General features: G+C 42.9%; 14 protein-coding genes and 1 pseudogene. 6 read left to right on the top strand and 9 right to left on the bottom strand.

Annotated elements, in window-relative coordinates:
• Both serS and BACCELL_RS14970 read left to right on the top strand, forming a co-directional pair.
• A pseudogene (serS, locus tag BACCELL_RS14975) lies at positions 1-1055 on the top strand (serine--tRNA ligase); the annotation flags it as partial.
• A gap of 233 nt (positions 1056-1288) precedes the next feature.
• Positions 1289-3595 (top strand): bifunctional dihydroorotate dehydrogenase B NAD binding subunit/NADPH-dependent glutamate synthase, encoded by a 2307-nt coding sequence (locus BACCELL_RS14970; protein WP_007212711.1) that lies wholly within the window; start codon positions 1289-1291, stop codon positions 3593-3595.
• A gap of 364 nt (positions 3596-3959) precedes the next feature.
• Here BACCELL_RS14970 and panD read toward each other — a convergent pair whose 3' ends face one another.
• Together panD and panC are read right to left on the bottom strand one after the other, a co-directional pair.
• Complete coding sequence (gene panD / locus BACCELL_RS14965) at positions 3960-4313, bottom strand: aspartate 1-decarboxylase (RefSeq protein WP_007212709.1); 354 nt, start codon at positions 4311-4313, stop codon at positions 3960-3962.
• 27 nt (positions 4314-4340) lie between these two features.
• Positions 4341-5186 (bottom strand): pantoate--beta-alanine ligase, encoded by an 846-nt coding sequence (gene panC, locus BACCELL_RS14960; protein WP_007212708.1) that lies wholly within the window; start codon positions 5184-5186, stop codon positions 4341-4343.
• Positions 5187-5432: 246 nt separating this feature from the next.
• On the opposite strand from panC, the gene BACCELL_RS14955 reads away from it, so the two are divergent.
• Together BACCELL_RS14955 and bamH are read left to right on the top strand one after the other, a co-directional pair.
• Positions 5433-6257: a glycogen/starch synthase gene (locus BACCELL_RS14955; protein ID WP_007212707.1), complete on the top strand. Its 825-nt coding sequence runs from the start codon at positions 5433-5435 to the stop codon at positions 6255-6257.
• A gap of 20 nt (positions 6258-6277) precedes the next feature.
• Entirely contained in the window at positions 6278-7801 is a 1524-nt protein-coding gene (gene bamH, locus BACCELL_RS14950) for a BamH family beta-barrel-assembly machinery protein (RefSeq protein WP_022210313.1), read from the top strand.
• Between the two features lie 94 nt (positions 7802-7895).
• On the opposite strand, the gene BACCELL_RS14945 is transcribed toward bamH, so the two are convergent.
• From BACCELL_RS14945 to BACCELL_RS14935, 3 genes are read right to left on the bottom strand one after another with little or no spacing between them, the layout of a single operon-like run.
• Complete coding sequence (locus BACCELL_RS14945) at positions 7896-9317, bottom strand: glycoside hydrolase family 57 protein (RefSeq protein ID WP_007212705.1); 1422 nt, start codon at positions 9315-9317, stop codon at positions 7896-7898.
• An 18-nt stretch (positions 9318-9335) separates the two neighbouring features.
• A complete protein-coding gene (locus BACCELL_RS14940; RefSeq protein ID WP_007212704.1) occupies positions 9336-10607 on the bottom strand; it encodes a glycosyltransferase family 4 protein in 1272 nt (423 codons plus the stop codon).
• A 14-nt stretch (positions 10608-10621) separates the two neighbouring features.
• Positions 10622-12562 (bottom strand): glycogen debranching enzyme N-terminal domain-containing protein, encoded by a 1941-nt coding sequence (locus BACCELL_RS14935; RefSeq protein WP_007212703.1) that lies wholly within the window; start codon positions 12560-12562, stop codon positions 10622-10624.
• A 191-nt stretch (positions 12563-12753) separates the two neighbouring features.
• On the opposite strand from BACCELL_RS14935, the gene BACCELL_RS14930 reads away from it, so the two are divergent.
• The gene (locus BACCELL_RS14930; protein ID WP_007212701.1) at positions 12754-13455 is read left to right on the top strand and encodes a rhomboid family intramembrane serine protease; all 702 of its coding nucleotides are present in this window, start codon (positions 12754-12756) and stop codon (positions 13453-13455) included.
• On the opposite strand, the gene BACCELL_RS14925 is transcribed toward BACCELL_RS14930, so the two are convergent.
• From BACCELL_RS14925 to BACCELL_RS14915, 3 genes are all read right to left on the bottom strand, one after another.
• Entirely contained in the window at positions 13450-14076 is a 627-nt protein-coding gene (locus BACCELL_RS14925) for a LysO family transporter (protein ID WP_007212700.1), read from the bottom strand. The two genes, BACCELL_RS14930 and BACCELL_RS14925, sit on opposite strands and share 6 nt — an antisense overlap.
• Positions 14073-14354: a LysO family transporter gene (locus BACCELL_RS14920; protein ID WP_007212699.1), complete on the bottom strand. Its 282-nt coding sequence runs from the start codon at positions 14352-14354 to the stop codon at positions 14073-14075. The genes BACCELL_RS14925 and BACCELL_RS14920 overlap by 4 nt, the downstream gene beginning before the upstream one ends.
• 406 nt (positions 14355-14760) lie before the next feature.
• Positions 14761-15360 (bottom strand): MarC family protein, encoded by a 600-nt coding sequence (locus BACCELL_RS14915; protein WP_007215438.1) that lies wholly within the window; start codon positions 15358-15360, stop codon positions 14761-14763.
• 175 nt (positions 15361-15535) lie between these two features.
• Between BACCELL_RS14915 and BACCELL_RS14910 the strand changes: the two genes are divergently transcribed.
• Positions 15536-16201, top strand: coding sequence for a Crp/Fnr family transcriptional regulator (locus BACCELL_RS14910; RefSeq protein ID WP_029428756.1), 666 nt, complete (start codon positions 15536-15538; stop codon positions 16199-16201).
• Between the two features lie 8 nt (positions 16202-16209).
• On the opposite strand, the gene BACCELL_RS14905 is transcribed toward BACCELL_RS14910, so the two are convergent.
• Positions 16210-17487, bottom strand: coding sequence for a rhamnogalacturonan acetylesterase (locus BACCELL_RS14905; protein WP_007212696.1), 1278 nt, complete (start codon positions 17485-17487; stop codon positions 16210-16212).
• Between the last annotated feature and the right edge of the window lie 42 nt (positions 17488-17529).

Here is a 17529-nt window from a genome sequence, read left to right as displayed (position 1 = left end):
GAAACTGCCAAAAGCCGTGTAGCCGAACTTAAAGAAGTCAACAAGACTTTGCAGACTGAAATGGATCAGGCTGCCGAAGACATGCAGAATCTACTCTATACCATTCCTAATGTACCTTATGATGAAGTACCCGAAGGTGTAGGTGCTGAAGATAATGTAGTAGAGAAAATGGGCGGTATGGAAACCGAACTCCCCAAAGATGCACTGCCTCACTGGGAACTGACAAAAAATATGATTTGATAGATTTCGACCTGGGCGTAAAGATAACAGGAGCCGGTTTCCCGGTTTATAAAGGAAAAGGTGCGCAGTTGCAACGCGCGTTGATCAACTTCTTCCTGGACGAAGCCCGCAAAGCCGGTTATCTGGAAATCATGCCTCCGACAGTAGTTAATGCCGCTTCCGGTTACGGAACAGGCCAGTTACCCGACAAGGAAGGTCAGATGTACCATTGCGAAGTAGACGATTTATATCTTATTCCGACAGCTGAAGTTCCTGTAACAAACATCTATCGTGACGTGATTCTGGAAGAGAAGCAACTTCCTATCAAGAACTGTGCTTACACGCAGTGTTTCCGTCGCGAAGCAGGTTCTTACGGTAAAGATGTACGCGGCTTAAACCGTCTGCACGAATTCTCTAAAGTAGAATTGGTACGCATTGACAAACCGGAACATTCCAGACAATCTCACAAAGAGATGTTGGATCATGTGGAAGGATTATTGCAAAAACTGGAATTGCCATATCGCATCCTTCGCCTATGCGGTGGAGATATGAGCTTTACAGCCGCCCTTTGCTTCGACTTTGAGGTTTACTCCGAAGCACAGAAGCGTTGGCTGGAAGTAAGTTCGGTTTCTAACTTCGATACTTATCAGGCCAACCGCTTGAAATGCCGTTACCGCAGTGGAGAAAAGAAGACAGAACTTTGCCATACATTAAACGGATCTGCATTGGCATTACCACGCATTGTTGCCGCTTTGCTGGAAAACAATCAGACGCCGGAAGGTATCCGTATCCCGAAGGCATTGGTGCCGTATACGGGTTTTGAAATGATTGACTAAAAATAGCTGCGCTATACGAGCGGGTGAATAATAATTCGCTCCTACATAGGTAACCACAGACGTTTATATGATTACGTCTATACAACCTGGTAGGGGCGAATTATCATTTGTCCACATCAGTTATACAGCTTTTTAGAAGAAACTTTCTTTGTTTTTACCAAATAACCCGTATCTTTGCAAACCGTAACAATCTGAAAGTGATTACGTAATTATACCAACAAAATTTATAGATAATGAACAAAATCATTAGCAAAGAACATTTTTCTGAAAAGGTTTTTAAATTAGAGATCGAGGCACCTTTAATAGCCCGCTCACGCAAGGCAGGACACTTCGTCATTGTGCGTGTAGGCGAAAAAGGCGAACGTATGCCATTGACTATTGCAGCGGCTGACACCGTACGCGGCACTATCACTTTGGTAGTACAGGAAGTAGGCCTCTCCTCTACCCGCCTTTGCGAACTGAATGAGGGCGATTACATCACCGATGTGGTAGGTCCGCTGGGACAAGCTACTCATATTGAAAACTTCGGAACAGTGGTTTGTGCAGGTGGTGGTGTAGGCGTGGCTCCCATGCTCCCTATCGTACAGGCTTTGAAAGCTGCCGGTAATCGCGTTATTGCCGTACTTGCCGGACGTAGCAAAGAGCTGATTATCCTTGAAAAAGAGATGCGCGAAAGCGCAGACGAGGTCATCATTATGACCGATGACGGTTCTTACGGACGCAAAGGATTGGTAACCGAAGGCGTGGAAGAAGTCATTAAACGGGAGAAAGTAAACAAATGTTTTGCTATCGGCCCCGCTATCATGATGAAATTTGTTTGTTTGCTGACTAAGAAATATGAAATACCGACTGATGTATCGCTGAATACAATCATGGTGGATGGTACAGGTATGTGCGGTGCTTGTCGTATTACCATCGGTGGAAAGACCAAATTCGTTTGTGTAGACGGACCGGAATTTGACGGCCATCAGGTAGACTTCGACGAGATGTTGAAGCGTATGGGTGCTTTCAAGAGCATCGAACGCGAGGAGATGCACAAGCTTGAAGAAGACGAATCCTGCAAAGCTGCACCGGAACCGACACAAGAAGTTGACGAGAAAAGTCGTAATGCCGCATGGCGTTTGGAACTTCGCAAGGCAATGAAACCCAAAGAACGTACCGCTATTCCGCGTGTTGAAATGAACGAGCTCGATCCGGAATACCGTTCGCACAGTCGCAAAGAAGAAGTAAATCAAGGACTTACAGAGGAACAAGCTCTAACGGAAGCTAAGCGTTGCCTCGATTGTGCAAATCCAGGCTGTATGGAAGGCTGTCCCGTAGGTATTGACATTCCTCGTTTCATCAAAAACATTGAACGTGGAGAAATACTCGAAGCTGCCAAGACACTAAAAGAGACCAGTGCTCTGCCTGCCGTTTGCGGCCGTGTTTGCCCGCAGGAAAAACAGTGTGAGTCAAAATGTATCCACCTGAAAATGAAAGAAAAGCCGGTAGCAATCGGCTATCTGGAACGCTTTGCCGCTGACTATGAACGTGAAAGCGGGCAAATTTCCGTACCGGAAATCAAGGAAAAGAATGGTATCAAGATTGCCGTTATCGGCTCCGGACCTGCCGGACTTTCTTTTGCCGGAGATATGGCTAAATATGGTTACGACGTTACTGTCTTCGAAGCCCTTCACGAAATAGGCGGTGTATTGAAGTATGGTATTCCCGAATTCCGTCTGCCGAACAAAGTGGTGGATGTAGAGATTGACAATCTTGCCAAGATGGGAGTTAACTTCATAAAGGACTGCATCATAGGCAAGACTATCAGTGTGGAACAGTTAGAAGAAGAAGGTTTCAAAGGTGTATTCGTAGCATCCGGTGCCGGATTGCCTAACTTCATGAATATTCCGGGAGAGAACTCCATCAATATCCTGTCATCCAATGAATACCTGACACGCGTCAACCTGATGGATGCAGCAAGCGAAGACTCTGATACACCGGTGCCTTTCGGTAGAAATGTAGCCGTTATCGGTGGTGGAAATACAGCAATGGACTCAGTGCGTACTGCACGCCGCTTGGGTGCTGAACGTGCCATGATTATCTATCGCCGTTCCGAAGAAGAAATGCCTGCACGTATCGAAGAGGTAAAGCATGCGAAAGAAGAAGGTGTTGAGTTCCTCACGCTGCATAACCCTATCGAATACATCGCCGATGAGCAAGGAAAGGTAAAACAAGTTATCTTGCAAAAAATGGAGCTTGGCGAACCGGATGCATCCGGACGCCGTAGTCCCGTAGCTATCCCAGGTGCAACGGAAACCATTGATATAGATCTGGCTATCGTCAGCGTAGGGGTTTCTCCCAACCCGATTGTACCTTCTTCTATTCCGGGACTGGAAATGGGACGCAAAGGTACGATTGCCGTAAACGAGAACATGCAGTCATCTATTCCGACCATTTATGCCGGAGGTGATATTGTTCGTGGTGGTGCTACCGTTATTCTTGCTATGGGCGATGGACGCAAGGCTGCTGCCTCAATGCACGAGCAGTTGAGCAAATAAGCAGAAAAGACATTACTTGTCAAGAGCAAGTTTACATAACATTAACAAAGCGGAAAGATTTCGGTCTTTCCGCTTTTCTTTTTCCGGAACAGATGATCTGTTTACTTCGATTACATCATTCATTCGCTCTAAACAGATGGTATGTTTCGAGCGATTACATAGTATGTTTTACCCAATTACATGGTATATTATGAACCAAAACATAGTATCTTCCGAAAAATCCTACATACAGACACAAAAAAAAGAGGAGCAACTAGCATCACTCCTCTTACTATCTTCGTTCCCGAAACTAAATCAGGATTACATGGGCAAAGATACGGAATCAAACAACTAAAGTCAAGCTTTCCACCGCTTTTCTTCCCGTTTATTTCACCACTTTGTTCGTTGCCGGATCAGGGAAAATCACCGACGGCTTGAACGACTTGGCTTCTTCAAAGTCCATCAAGGCATACGACATAATAATGATGATATCGTCCGGCTGCACCTTGCGGGCTGCCGCACCATTCAGACATATCTTGCCCGAACCACGTTCGCCTTTAATAATATAGGTTTCAAAACGTTCACCATTATTATTATCAGCTATGTACACTTTTTCACCGGCAATCATATTAGCCGCATCCAGTAAGTCCTCGTCAATCGTAATGCTTCCCATATAATTGAGGTTAGCTTCCGTGACGCGAGCGCAATGGATTTTCGACTTCAGCACTTCAATCATCATAAGGTCTGATCTCTCTTTTTAGGTTTATTACTCTTTATATTTAATATTGTCAATCAGGCGAACTTCACCACAGAACACTGTAATGCAACCTACAGCATACGCCGTATCTTCCCAATTGGCTATTTTCTGCAACGTGTTGCCATCCACCAGTTCGAAGTATTCCAGACGCAAACCGGGAGCGGCAGCAATGGCATCTTCTACAAATTTCTGAGTCTCAGCAACTGTATGAGAAGCCGCAAAGGTACGACTTTCAAATAATGTTTGCGATATTTTTAAAGCATTTTTGCGTTCTTCGACAGATAAACGAGCGTTACGACTACTCAGAGCCAGCCCATCCTCTTCACGTATAATAGGGCAACCCACTATTTCCAACGAATAATTCATCTGGCGCACCATCTCACGAATGATAGCTAACTGCTGGAAATCTTTCTCTCCGAAATAAGCGCGATCCGGTTTCACTGCATCAAACAGCTTACTCACAATCTGGCAAACACCATTGAAGTGTCCCGGACGAAACGCACCTTCCATCACTGTATCCAACGGCGCATAACTAAATTGGCGCGTATCAGGTTCAGGATACATCTCCGCAACCGAAGGAGCGAACACAAACGCAGCACCGCAAGCTTCCAACAAAGCACAATCGGCATCCAGCGTACGGGGATATTTCTCTAAATCATTCTTGTCGTTAAACTGTGTCGGGTTTACAAAAACACTCACTACCGCAGCATCATTCTCTGCAACACAACGCTTCACCAATGACGCATGACCGGCATGCAGGGCACCCATTGTAGGTACCAATCCTACCTTTTTACCTTGGGCCCGTAAAGCCGAGAGTCCGGCCTGCAAGTCCTTGATAGTATGTACTATTTCCATTTTTATAGGTTATATAATAACTTAGTTGTTCGCAAAAGCGGTGCAAAATAAACTATTATTTAGCATATAAAGAAGAAATATCGCAAATTAATGCAAAAGTTCTACTCGGACAACAACCTGCTTTGAAGCAATGTAACACTGAAAAACAAGCAGTTAACAATTCATAAGGAATTATAGAGTCGCCTTATTTGCTCAAGTGCCCGATTTTTTTTATATCTTTGCAGAATAATTGAGAACATTGTTATTATGACAAAGGCGAACAAGGTTTTATTTATTACCCAAGAGATTACTCCTTACGTACCAGAATCCGAAATGTCCCTTGTAGGCAGAAACCTACCTCAAGCAATCCAGGAAAAAGGCAGAGAAATTAGAACATTCATGCCTAAATGGGGGAATATCAATGAGCGCAGAAACCAATTGCATGAAGTGATACGTCTCTCCGGTATGAATCTGATTATTGACGATACCGACCACCCCCTTATTATTAAAGTTGCTTCCATTCAGTCTGCCCGCATGCAGGTTTATTTCATCGACAACGATGATTATTTCCAAAACCGCCTGGAAACAGCGGATGAGAATGGTGTGGAATATGAGGATAATGACAGTCGTGCTATTTTTTATGCACGCGGTGTATTGGAAACAGTTAAGAAGTTACGCTGGTGCCCGGATATCATTCACTGCCATGGCTGGATGACTGCCTTAGCTCCTTTGTATATAAAGAAAGCATATAAGGACGAGCCTTCATTCCGTGACGCTAAAGTAGTATTCTCCGTTTTCGAAGATGACTTCAAAGAATCGTTTAATGCTGATTTTGTAAACAGATTGGTATTGAAAGGTGTTACAAAGAAGGATGTAGCTCACCTGAAGGCTCCTGTAGACTACGCAACGTTGTGCAAACTGGCCATTGATTATGCAGATGGCATTATCCAACAAAGCGAAAAAGTCAACGAAGAAGTGATGGAATATGCTCGACAATCTGGAAAACCCATTTTAGAATATCAGACTCCCGAAACATTTGCCGATGCTTGTAATGAGTTCTACGACAAAGTATGGGAAACAGAACAAAAATAAACAAGATAACAAAGAAAACTATGAAAGTGAAGTTTTTAGGCGCTCTGCTATTGACAGCAACCCTTACTTTCTTTGGTTGCGATGATAATACCGGTACATTAGGAATAGGAATGTTACCCGGTTCCGACGGTATTTCCGCACTAACCACAGAATTTCCCGTCACTACACGTTCCGTTGTCGCTGACTCTGTATTTGCCAAAACCAGTACAGGTTATGTAGGGCGTTTTACAGATCCTCTTTTCGGATACTACGAAGCGAGTTTCTTAACTGAGTTGAACTGTATAGATAACTTCAAATTCCCTGAAAAATATGATTTTGATAAAAAGACGGGAATTCTGACAGAAGACACGGTAGCAGGTGTACGCTTAGTTGTTTTCTATTCCACTTGGTTCGGAGATTCTTTGAATGCTTGCCGTATGAGTGCATACCAATTGCAAAAAGAGTTGGAACGCAATCGCTATACCAATATTGATCCTGCAGAGTATTACGATAAACTGAATCCGATTTTATTAGGTCGCAGAGCCTATACAGCCTACGACACAAGCGTAACAGATGAAGAAAGAAACGCAACAGATTCATATGGTAATAAAACTTATTATCCAAGTGTTACTTTTACGCTGGACAAGGAAACCTATGGAAACAAGTGGCTTAAACTCAGTAAAGAACATCCTGAATATTTCAAGAACTCTAAAGCTTTTATAGAGAACGTATTTAAGGGCGTATATATTAAAAGCGATTATGGTGATGGAACAGTACTTTACGTAGATCGTGTAGACTTACAAATGAAATATCAATTCTATGTAATAGATACCGCAACTAATGTACCTTATAAACGGAAACAAGCAGGTTTCGAGAATGAGGACTCTACCGCCCACACATGGCGGACTGAATTTGCTTCTACTAAAGAGGTAATTCAGGCTAATCAATTCCTCAATTCCGATAAAATCCAGAAACTTGCTGCAGAAGATGAACATACTTATATCAAATCTCCCGCTGGTATTTTCACAGAGGCAGAATTACCTTATGATGATATCTACCAGAAGTTAGCCAATGATACACTGAATGCAGTGAAACTGACATTCACCAATTACAATAAGCAAGATAGCCCATACGAGTTCAGCATGAGTGCTCCAAGCAATGTTTTGCTACTACGTAAAGTAGACTTCAAGAGTTTCTTCGAAGAAAACAAATTGCCGGACAATATCACGTCTTACACCGTAAAGCATAATAATGTGGCAACCAATCAGTACACATTTAATAATATTGCCCGTTTAGTTACTACTTGCATTCAAGGAAAAGATGCCGCAATGAAAAAAGCCAAAGAAGAAGCAGGTGATAAATGGAATCAGGAAGAATGGGAAAAAGACTGGAGAACTGTATATCTGATACCTGTTTCAATCACATATGATACTACAAGTTCAAGTACTTCCAGTACAATGACAGGTATCCAAAACGATCTCCAACCCGGATATGCAATGTTGAAAGGCGGTCCGAAGGGTGAAGCTCTGAAATTGGAAGTAACTTATACTACCTTCAATAAATAAACTTCTCCTCAAAATAAGTAAAGGTACAAAAAAGCTTCCGCTCTGTTTGAACGGAAGGCTTTTTATTTGATGTATTTTCTCCTAAGAAGAAAAACTACTTGGCAGTTTCCTTCTTGGTTGTTGTGGCTTTCTTCGCAGCAGGTTTCTTTTCAGCTGTTTTCTTTGTAGCAGCAGGAGTTTTAGCTTTGGCAGCAGCAGCTTTAACCTTTGCCTCAGCAGTCTTTTCTTTTTCCAGTTTAGCCTGCAACTTTTCCACCTCTTTGTGTAATTCGTCTATCTCGTCACCCTGATTCTTGATAGTCGTCAGCAAGGCATTCAGTTCCTCATTATCTATATCCATCGGATAAAGAGATTCTACCCGTTTGATGAAATCACCTAAAATATTCATATAGTTAGTAAAAGCATCATAAGGAGACTCATAGATTCCCCTGTTCAATCTAATACCACTATTCTTCGTCGTCATGAACCGGAAGTTATTACTTGCCTGCAAATAATCCCAATCCTGCTTGATACGGCGATCATCGGATAAATGAACGCGTTCAGCAATACTATACAATTTATTGAAAGCTTCACGCTGCATACAGTTGCCCAACCAGCAACTGGTATCTCTTTCCTCATCTACCCAGGACATTGGATACGGAACATCCAGTTGAGATACAGATTTCAATTTAGTGATAACCTCCGTCGGTGTAGAGAAAGTAATACCTTTATCCTTTGCACAAGCAGGCAACGCTTTCAGGAATTCCAGTATATTGGAAGAAAGCGGCTGTGACATTCCCAATGCACTAAGTTCCATAAAGATGTTGATAACCTGTTCTTCTTGTGGAAGAGCATCAATCCAACCAATATACTTATCGGCAAACAGTGGATATTCATTCCATTCGGAATTAGAGAAGCGCAAACTGATATCATCTGAAAGCTTGAAATCACGCAACAACAGTTTCAGGTTCTGGTTATAGCTACAATGATACACATAGTGCGGACTCTTCCATCCTAAAATATGTTTTGCACCTTCAGTCAGCATACCCTTAAAGCCCATACTTGCCACCAATCCCCCTATTTCATCAGAGTAAATCAGACTGGAGTTACGGAATACTTTCGGTGCTTTACCGAACATTTGTTTCATCTTAGCACTCTGGCGCTTCACTTCTTCCTTGAAACAATCTTCATTTGCCAAAGAAGAAAGGCCGTGAGAATAAGGTTCGGCCAAGAACTCGCAACAACCTGTATCATTCAACTGGTGTAGCAGGTCAATCACAGCCGGCGCGTGGATTTCCAATTGTTCCAAAGCAACACCGGAAATAGACAAAGCCACCTTGAATGCACCGCCGGAATTTTTCGCCATTTCAATGAGGGTGCTCAATGCCGGAATATAGGAACGTTCGGCAACTTCGTTGATACTGTATTCGTTGGCATAATCATCATAATAATAATGATTCGTACCTATATCAAAGAAACGATAGCGTTTCAGGTGAATGATTTGATGGATCTCAAAATAAAGACAGATCGTTCTCATATCTATATTGTTTTATTGTTATCTATTATATTGTTTAATAACCTCTTCGTAGATGCGGCGCACTTTCAGTCCCACATCTTCCCACTTAATAGCATCCACTTCTTTCTTACCTTCATCACGCAAATACTCGTAAAGGTCAGGATAAGTGCAAATAGCATAAATTGCATCTGCCATAGCATGAATATCCCAGTAGTCAGTCTTGATGCACTTATCTAATATCTCGGCACAGCCGGATTGCTTAGAAATAATAGTCGGTACACTACATTGCATAGCCTCCAAAGGAGAAATACCAAAGGGTTCGGAAACAGACGGCATAATGTACACATCACTTGCTTTCAACATTTCGTACACCTGACTTCCTTTCATGAAACCTGGAAAATGGAAACGGTCGGCAATACCTCGTTCGGCCACCAAACGGATCATCTGATCCATCATATCACCACTACCGGCCATCACAAAACGGATATTGCGCGTACGGTGCAATACCATAGCAGCAGCTTCCACAAAATATTCCGGACCCTTCTGCATGGTTATGCGACCTAAGAAAGTCACAACTTTTTCATTCGGCTTCTTCTGCGGTACAATATCCTGTATCTCTTGTGAAAGCGGAGAAACGGCATTGTGCACGGTAGATACCTTGCGGGGATCCTGAAAATATTTATTAATAACCGTCTGACGAGTCAACTCACTCACACACATAATATGGTCAGCATTATCCATACCATTCTTTTCTATGGCATACACAGTAGGATTCACATTTCCACGACTACGGTCGAAGTCAGTGGCATGCACATGGATTACCAACGGTTTACCGGATACCTGTTTGGCATGAATACCTGCCGGATAGGTCAGCCAGTCGTGTGAGTGGATGATCTCAAACTCCTGCTGGCGTGCTACCACACCGGCCACAATGGAATAGTTATTTATCTCTTCATGTAAATTAGCTGGATAACGACCGGAAAACTCGATGCAACCGAGATCATTCGTATTCAGATAATTAAAATCGGCATAAATATGATCGCGCAAATCATAATAGAGTTGGGGGTTCATATAAGAACCTACACGTCCCTGAACATAATCCCAGTTTACATCACGCCACACTACCGGAGTGCTATTCATGCCAATGATGCGTAAGAAGCTCTGATCTTCATCGCCCCATGGCCTTGGAATACAGAAAGTAATTTCCATATCTTCCTGCTGGGACATCCCCTTCGTCAGACCGTAGCTGGCAGTTCCCAAGCCACCTAAGATATGCGGGGGGAACTCCCATCCAAACATTAAAACTTTCATTTTCGTTCCTCCTCTTATAAATTATACTTAGACAACAATTTCAGGATGCGCAGTATTTCGGCCACATTCATGGCAAAAGACACTGCACCGCGACCTCTGAACGGTGGATTACCATCGAAGAGTTCGGGGAGCGAACCGATACAATGACTCGTCATCTCATCTTCAAAACCAATCAGATAACGCTCCACGAATGATACACCGCTCATCTTGTAAATACGCAGGTACGCCTCCATATAGAAGCCCATAAGCCACGGCCAAGCTGTACCCTGGTGATAAGCATAATCTCTCTGAATCTGAGGACCGACATAGTTCGGATTATATCCTCCACTCTTCGGACTGAGAGTACGCAACCCTTTCGGAGTAAGCAACTCTTTCGTCACGATATCAAGCACCTGCTTTTTCTGTGCCCGATCCAGCGGGGAATAATCGAAGGCAACGGTAAATATCATATTGGGACGGACGCTCCAGTCCATCATAAATCCATCCACATAATCGAACAGATAACCACACTCATTACGGAATACCTCTACAAAAGACTTTCCGGTTACTTCCGCCTGCGCATCCAGTTCGTCCGCCAGATGTACATTGCCATCTTCACGAACCAGATCGGCTATGAAACGAAGTGCGTTATACCACAAAGAGTTCACTTCCACAATGTATCCCGTACGCGGGGTTACAGGACGACCATTCACCGTAGAATTCATCCAGGTGATAGCCTTCTCCGTCCCGTTGGCATACAGTAAGCCATTTTCGTGCAGGAAGAGATTATCATGTTTACGGCTACGGATATAGTCCATGATGTCCTCCAGCAAACGACCATATTTCTGGCGGCATTGCTCACGTGAGGTCTCCTTAGCATACTGCTGTAAAGCCCATACAGCCCACAACAATACATCCGGATCTTCCATCTCATATATTTTATAACTCGATGGTTCTCCACTGATAAACTCCCGGATAGCTTTTTCGGCAGTTACCATAACATCTTCAAACTCATCTTGTTCATCCACTGCCAACGTCAAGCCGGGCAAAGAAACGAACAAATCACGGGCACGACACTTAAACCAGGGATATCCCGCTAATACATAGTGGTTCTCCCCCTGTTTATTATGGAACTGGTGTGCCGAGTTTTGCAGACAGTGATAGAAACTGTCGCGCGGTGTACGGTCAGCAACTTCCGCCTCAAAGGTTTGTTTTAGTTTACGCGGAGAAATTTCGGAAATGCCGGCAGAGAAAACGATACTTTCTCCTTTCTTTATATCTACTTCGAAATAACCGGGAACATACAGGTCTTCATTGAAGTCATATCCTCGCTCCTGTTCTTTAGGATACTCGATGCCACGATACCAATCCGGCTGATAATGGAATTCATTCTTCTTGTTCAGTTGCATGAAAAGTTCGGGATAGCCGGGATACATACAGGTTTTCACACCATTTTCTACCAATTGGTAGTCACGGTTCGCCTGCGGATTTTCGTGCGTATATTCGCGTACACTGCGAAAGGCCAAAAAGGGGCGGAATCGAAGTGTGGTTGCCGAATGGGCATCTACCAAGGTATAGCGAATCAGAATCCTATTCTCATGATGTACAAAAATCTTTTCCTTACGGAGGATAACACCTCCTACACGGTAAGTTGTTGCCGGGATATGCTCGCAATCGAATTCACGGATATACTTATGCCCGTTAGGACTAAAGTGGTCTCCCTGATATTTATGCAACCCCAGATTAAACTCCGCACCGTGCTGAATTACCGTTTCATCTAAAGAAGATAGCAGCACATGATTTTCATCGTCAAGATTGGGGACGGGAATCACCAACAGTCCGTGATATTTGCGTGTGTTACAATCTACAATTGTTGTACAATGATAGGCTCCTGACTTATTTGTCCGAAGTATCTCCCTTGGTAAAGATTCTTCCAGATTGATCATCAGAGTCTTGTCAAATCGTAAATAACTCATAGTTGTGCATTATTTAAAGGTTAATTGTTCAGGTATCATGTTCCATACCTCGCATGCTATGCCTACGGGTATGGTACTGATGCCAAAAATACAAATTAAAGACAATACGCAAAATAAAAAGTTCATTTATTTTCGTTTTTTACTTAAATATTCGTAGCATTGTACCAAAATAACAGAAACCAGTAAGAAAGATGAAGCAAGATGTACGCCGGATAGCCCTGGCAGCAGTTATACCGTTATTCCTCATTTTTATTCTTTACTTGCTAAAGTTCCTTGAAGTCGGTATGGACTGGGATTTCAGGAGGTTAGGTGTGTATCCTATGGAACAAAGAGGGGTATTCGGTATCTTTGCGCACCCGTTAGTACACGGCAGTTTGAAGCATCTGTTAGCAAACACTTTGCCGTTATTCTTTCTGTCGTGGTGTTTGTTCTACTTTTACCGGCACATTGCTTCCTATATATTCTTTGCCATCTGGATAGGCTGCGGCGCACTCACCTTTCTTATAGGTAAACCGGGATGGCACATCGGAGCCAGCGGCATCATCTACGGCCTGGCCTTCTTCCTTTTTTTCAGCGGTATCCTGCGAAAGCATGTACCATTGATTGCCATCTCCTTATTAGTTACCTTTCTATATGGCGGGCTTATCTGGAATATGTTCCCATTCTTTGCCAAAGAAACCACCTCATGGGAAGGACACCTCAGCGGAGCGATAGCCGGCACTATCTGTGCCATAGCATTCATGGAATATGGACCTCAACGACCGGACCCGTTTGCAGATGAGGAAGAAACACCTGATGAAGAGTCCGGTGAAGAGGGGAAGGAATATGAGGAAGAAGAAAATACAGAAGCAAAGGCAGACTGCAATAGACCGGAAGAAGATCCGGCATCATAGTTTGCAAAACATAGAAACAAAGAATGGTACACTCATATCAATGAGTAAGCCGTGGAAAATAGCTATAGGCACCATCTCTTTCCCGGAATAACGGGTAATTACAGGCAATATCACATCCATTGAATTGACACCAGCGGCTGATATAGGTGCCAATCTGCCGAAGTATCGTACCAATAGCGGTGCACCCAGCAGAGCCATCATTTCCCTGAATATATTAGCTAACAGAGCAATTGTCCCCAACTCCGTAGCCAGCTGAAGTCCTATTGAAGCTTCCTTGAACTGCGTTATCAGCACAGAAGAAAGAGAATAATAAGCAAAACCACTCCCCACCGCCATACAGTCAAATATACTCCAACGGCTAAGCAGCAGACTGGCCAGAGCCGAGAAAAGCAGAGTTCCACCAATAGTAGCCAACGGAATCAGCAAGAACTTCAGACGGAGCTGAGAAATCATGCTCTTCAGTTCCTTATTGGAACCAATACTGATGCCGATCTGGAACATCAACGCATACAATATATAGATAGACATATTACCTGTCTTCAAATCCACCGGGAGATATCCCAAAGCTCCCAAAAGGCATCCGCCCACAAAAAATCCCAATACAATCAAACTATCTTTCATACCTTTTTCTTTTTAGAAGTGAAAAACAATTTTAATACAAGCCATGAAGCCAAAATGCTGCCTACAGTAGCAGATAAAGCCAATAAGGCTGCCTGCCATCCAAAAGAGAACAGATTATCTACAATCAGTCTGTTGGACCCTATAGTGACGCCCAAAACAAACAGTAACAAAAATACTGTATAAGATATGGATACCTCCACTTTGCGCAAAAACGAGATACGACGCAAACCATAACCGATTATTATGCCTAAGATCATCAGGCCAAGTATTTTAAACATATCAACTCTAGTTTAGATCATACGCGGGGCAACAACCTGCCGGATAGAGGAACTTATTCCTTCGCTCCCACTGGCAAGTATGCAACAACAACCGCAATTACAAAATAATTAGTAACTGAAAAATAGAATACCGGTATTATTGTATCCGGCAAAAAAGAAAAATAATGTAGGATAACTTAGATGAAACCGCTAAACCAATGTACATGCACGACACTACAGCAACAGATTTGTTCGTTCTGCAGCAATCGTTTCAGAGGATTATATGTACATAAATGTTTCATCATTGTCTTGAATTTGGGTGCAAAGGTATAGCTTTGCTGCATATTTTCCAAATATATATTCAACAAAATAAAGAAAAAGCTCAGTATAAGCCATATTGCAACAAGAGATTAAAACCGGAGAATATTTATGTTTTATGTAACGCCTCCACCAGCAACGTAATGTTCGCCATAAACAGCCTCACCGAAATAGCCAACAGAATGATACCGAAAAACTTACGGATAATATAAATACCGCCCTTACCCAGGAAGCGTTCCACACGCCCGGTCATACTAACAACAAAATACACCCATATCATATTCAGCACCAAAGCGATGATAATATTAACACTGGCATACTCCGCACGGAGGGAAAGCAAGGTGGTAAATGCACCGGCACCCGCCAGCAACGGGAAAACCAGCGGCACTAAAGTCGCTTCCTTAATAGGTCCCTGATTCTTAAATATCTCTACATCCAGAATCATTTCCAGCGACATCAGGAAGATAACAAATGCACCGGCCACCGCAAACGATTCAATATCTACATGAAATAACTTTAACATCATGTCTCCTGCGTAGAAAAAGCCAATCAACAATGCAAAAGATATTAACGTAGCCTTCAGCGCGTTCACTTCTTTGCCTTTTTCCTTCAAATTGATGATGATAGGAATAGAACCAATGATATCGATAACTGCGAACAGTACAATAAAAGCACTGATCATTTGTTGTAAATTGAATGCTGCAAACATGTGTCCCTCCTTTTTTTTGCAAAGATAATCGATTTCTATGCATTCCACAAGATTTAATTGCCTGAATGAATAGCACGTTTAAGAAATAATAAAAAAAACAAAAAGAAAGGCAAAGTGTTTACGGTACATAGCGATTATGCTTACATTTGTTTTCAAACAAGAAGTTGATAAAGATATGGAAACGATGTATGACACCCTGCTCCAATTGCCACTGTTTCAAGGACTCGCTCATGAGGACTTCACTAATATATTGGGAAAAGTAAAATTACATTTCACCAAGCATAAAGCTGGAGAAACTTTAGTAAAAAAAGGAACAACATGTGGACAGTTAATATTTATCTTGAACGGGGAAATCGCTTCATCCACCTCATCCACAGATAACTCTTACACCTTCACGGAGTATTTTCAGGCACCATACCTGATTGAACCGCAATCTTTGTTCGGCATGAATACGTCTTACGTATCCACTCACATAGCTCGTACAGAAGTAAATACCGTAACTATCAGTAAGGCATTTGTGATGAACGACCTGTTCAGATATGAAATTTTCCGCCTCAACTATATGAATATCATCAGTAACCGGGCACAAACGTGCTATAACCGTTTGTGGACGAAAGTTCCGGAGAAGCTCGAAGCGCGGATCGCCGATTTTATCCTCTCCCACATCGAACGTCCTTCCGGAGAAAAGATACTGAAAATCAAGATGGAAGAACTTGCAAATGCCATCAATGATACACGATTGGGAGTATCGAAAGCATTGAATGGCATGCAAGAAGACGGCCTGTTGGAATTACACCGGGGAGAAATAGTGATTCCGGATATAGAGAGGTTGGTTCCCTAAAACCTCTCTCAATTACCGTCCGGCTTTTCCAGTTCCGTAAACGGACTTTCATTCCACTTAAAAGTTTCGCGAGCATCCGGACAGGCAGGATCATATCCTTCATTATCCGTCCGTAAATACTCCACCAAAGGTAATCCGGCTTGTTTCATTCCTTCAATAACGCATTTGGCTATCTGATAAGCACCATACGGATTAAAATGAGTATTATCCGCCAAAGGTTTGTCTTGCCCCGGATAGGTATTGGCAGGATAGTGTACGAAAGCATGCTTGGATTCCTCCGTTCCCATAGCCTCATACAGAATACGCGTCATGGCATGCAGGTCTATCAAAGGAATATTTTCCTTTTCCGCCAGCCAGCGCACTGCATCGGGAAAATCAAGATGGGTATCTTTAATCTTTCCATTTTCATCGAAGCTACGTCTTTGGGTAGGAGTTACCAATACGGGGTGCACTCCACGGGCACGGGCTTCATCAACAAAGGTTTTCAGACTTGTCATAAAAGAATAGAAGGCACCTTTGCCGGGACCTTTCTGCTTCTGATCATTGTGTCCGAATTCCATGAAGATATAATCTCCCGATTTCATCTGCGTCAAGGCTTTCTTCAAACGTCCGGCAGCAATGAAAGTATTGGCAGACTCTCCGGATTCGGCATAGTTGGCAAAGCAAATGCTATCGGTAAAGAAACGGGGAACCATCTGTCCCCAACTGGCCCAAGGTTCATTATCCTGATCCACTACAGTGGAGTTACCGCATAAAAAGACTGTAGGAACATTTTCTATACGCTCAATGATTAGTTCGGTCAGCTGAGGAGTATCTCCGTTAAACTCGAAAGTCAGTTTGTCATCCCAATTCAGCTTGCTGCGTTCGCGCGGCTTGATGCGCACATTTTCTTTGTCGGAGATGTGGATATCGCGTTTGTTAATGGTAAAGGAATAAGGGAGCAATTCTCCTTTCTTTGTTTTTACATTTTCGTAAAAGAGGCGGCGTGATTCTCCTCGGAGTGTTGTCTCTCCTGCACTGCGTTTACTGCCGATGATAGCTGTGACGTGATAATTCCCGTCCGGTACGGCAACTGAAAAGAAGAAAGGAGCGTGGTTCTTTCCATCCGGAGACGGAGAGAGATCATATCCGTAGCCTTTCGCATTGGCATACCGATCAGCAGATGTTATCTTGATATATCCGTCCTTCGTTTTCTTACCAGAGGTAAAATCGAACTTGTAACTTTGTGCTCCGACATTCAAAGTTATAGATAGTCCTAAAATTATTAATGCAATAAGCTGTCTCATACTTCTTTCATTTTATGTTAGTTAGTTAATCCGTCAGATTAA

It is taken from the genome of Bacteroides cellulosilyticus DSM 14838 (genome assembly GCF_000158035.1).
Classification (GTDB): Bacteria; Bacteroidota; Bacteroidia; order Bacteroidales; family Bacteroidaceae; genus Bacteroides; species Bacteroides cellulosilyticus.
The sequence above is the reverse complement of the archived record's forward strand: the minus strand, read 5'-3'. Positions and strand labels throughout refer to the sequence as shown.

Bases quoted from the DNA above. Each gene is read 5' to 3' on its own strand.
- BACCELL_RS14940 (WP_007212704.1), bottom strand. From the start codon at position 10,607: ATGAAAGTTTTAATGTTTGGATGGGAGTTCCCCCCGCATATCTTAGGT.
- panC (WP_007212708.1), bottom strand. From the start codon at position 5,186: ATGGAAATAGTACATACTATCAAGGACTTGCAGGCCGGACTCTCGGCT.
- BACCELL_RS14930 (WP_007212701.1), top strand. From the start codon at position 12,754: ATGAAGCAAGATGTACGCCGGATAGCCCTGGCAGCAGTTATACCGTTA.
- BACCELL_RS14945 (WP_007212705.1), bottom strand. From the start codon at position 9,317: ATGAGAACGATCTGTCTTTATTTTGAGATCCATCAAATCATTCACCTG.
- panD (WP_007212709.1), bottom strand. From the start codon at position 4,313: ATGATGATTGAAGTGCTGAAGTCGAAAATCCATTGCGCTCGCGTCACG.
- BACCELL_RS14935 (WP_007212703.1), bottom strand. From the start codon at position 12,562: ATGAGTTATTTACGATTTGACAAGACTCTGATGATCAATCTGGAAGAA.
- bamH (WP_022210313.1), top strand. From the start codon at position 6,278: ATGAAAGTGAAGTTTTTAGGCGCTCTGCTATTGACAGCAACCCTTACT.
- BACCELL_RS14910 (WP_029428756.1), top strand. From the start codon at position 15,536: ATGGAAACGATGTATGACACCCTGCTCCAATTGCCACTGTTTCAAGGA.
- BACCELL_RS14925 (WP_007212700.1), bottom strand. From the start codon at position 14,076: ATGAAAGATAGTTTGATTGTATTGGGATTTTTTGTGGGCGGATGCCTT.
- BACCELL_RS14905 (WP_007212696.1), bottom strand. From the start codon at position 17,487: ATGAGACAGCTTATTGCATTAATAATTTTAGGACTATCTATAACTTTG.
- BACCELL_RS14955 (WP_007212707.1), top strand. From the start codon at position 5,433: ATGACAAAGGCGAACAAGGTTTTATTTATTACCCAAGAGATTACTCCT.
- BACCELL_RS14915 (WP_007215438.1), bottom strand. From the start codon at position 15,360: ATGTTTGCAGCATTCAATTTACAACAAATGATCAGTGCTTTTATTGTA.
- BACCELL_RS14970 (WP_007212711.1), top strand. From the start codon at position 1,289: ATGAACAAAATCATTAGCAAAGAACATTTTTCTGAAAAGGTTTTTAAA.
- BACCELL_RS14920 (WP_007212699.1), bottom strand. From the start codon at position 14,354: ATGTTTAAAATACTTGGCCTGATGATCTTAGGCATAATAATCGGTTAT.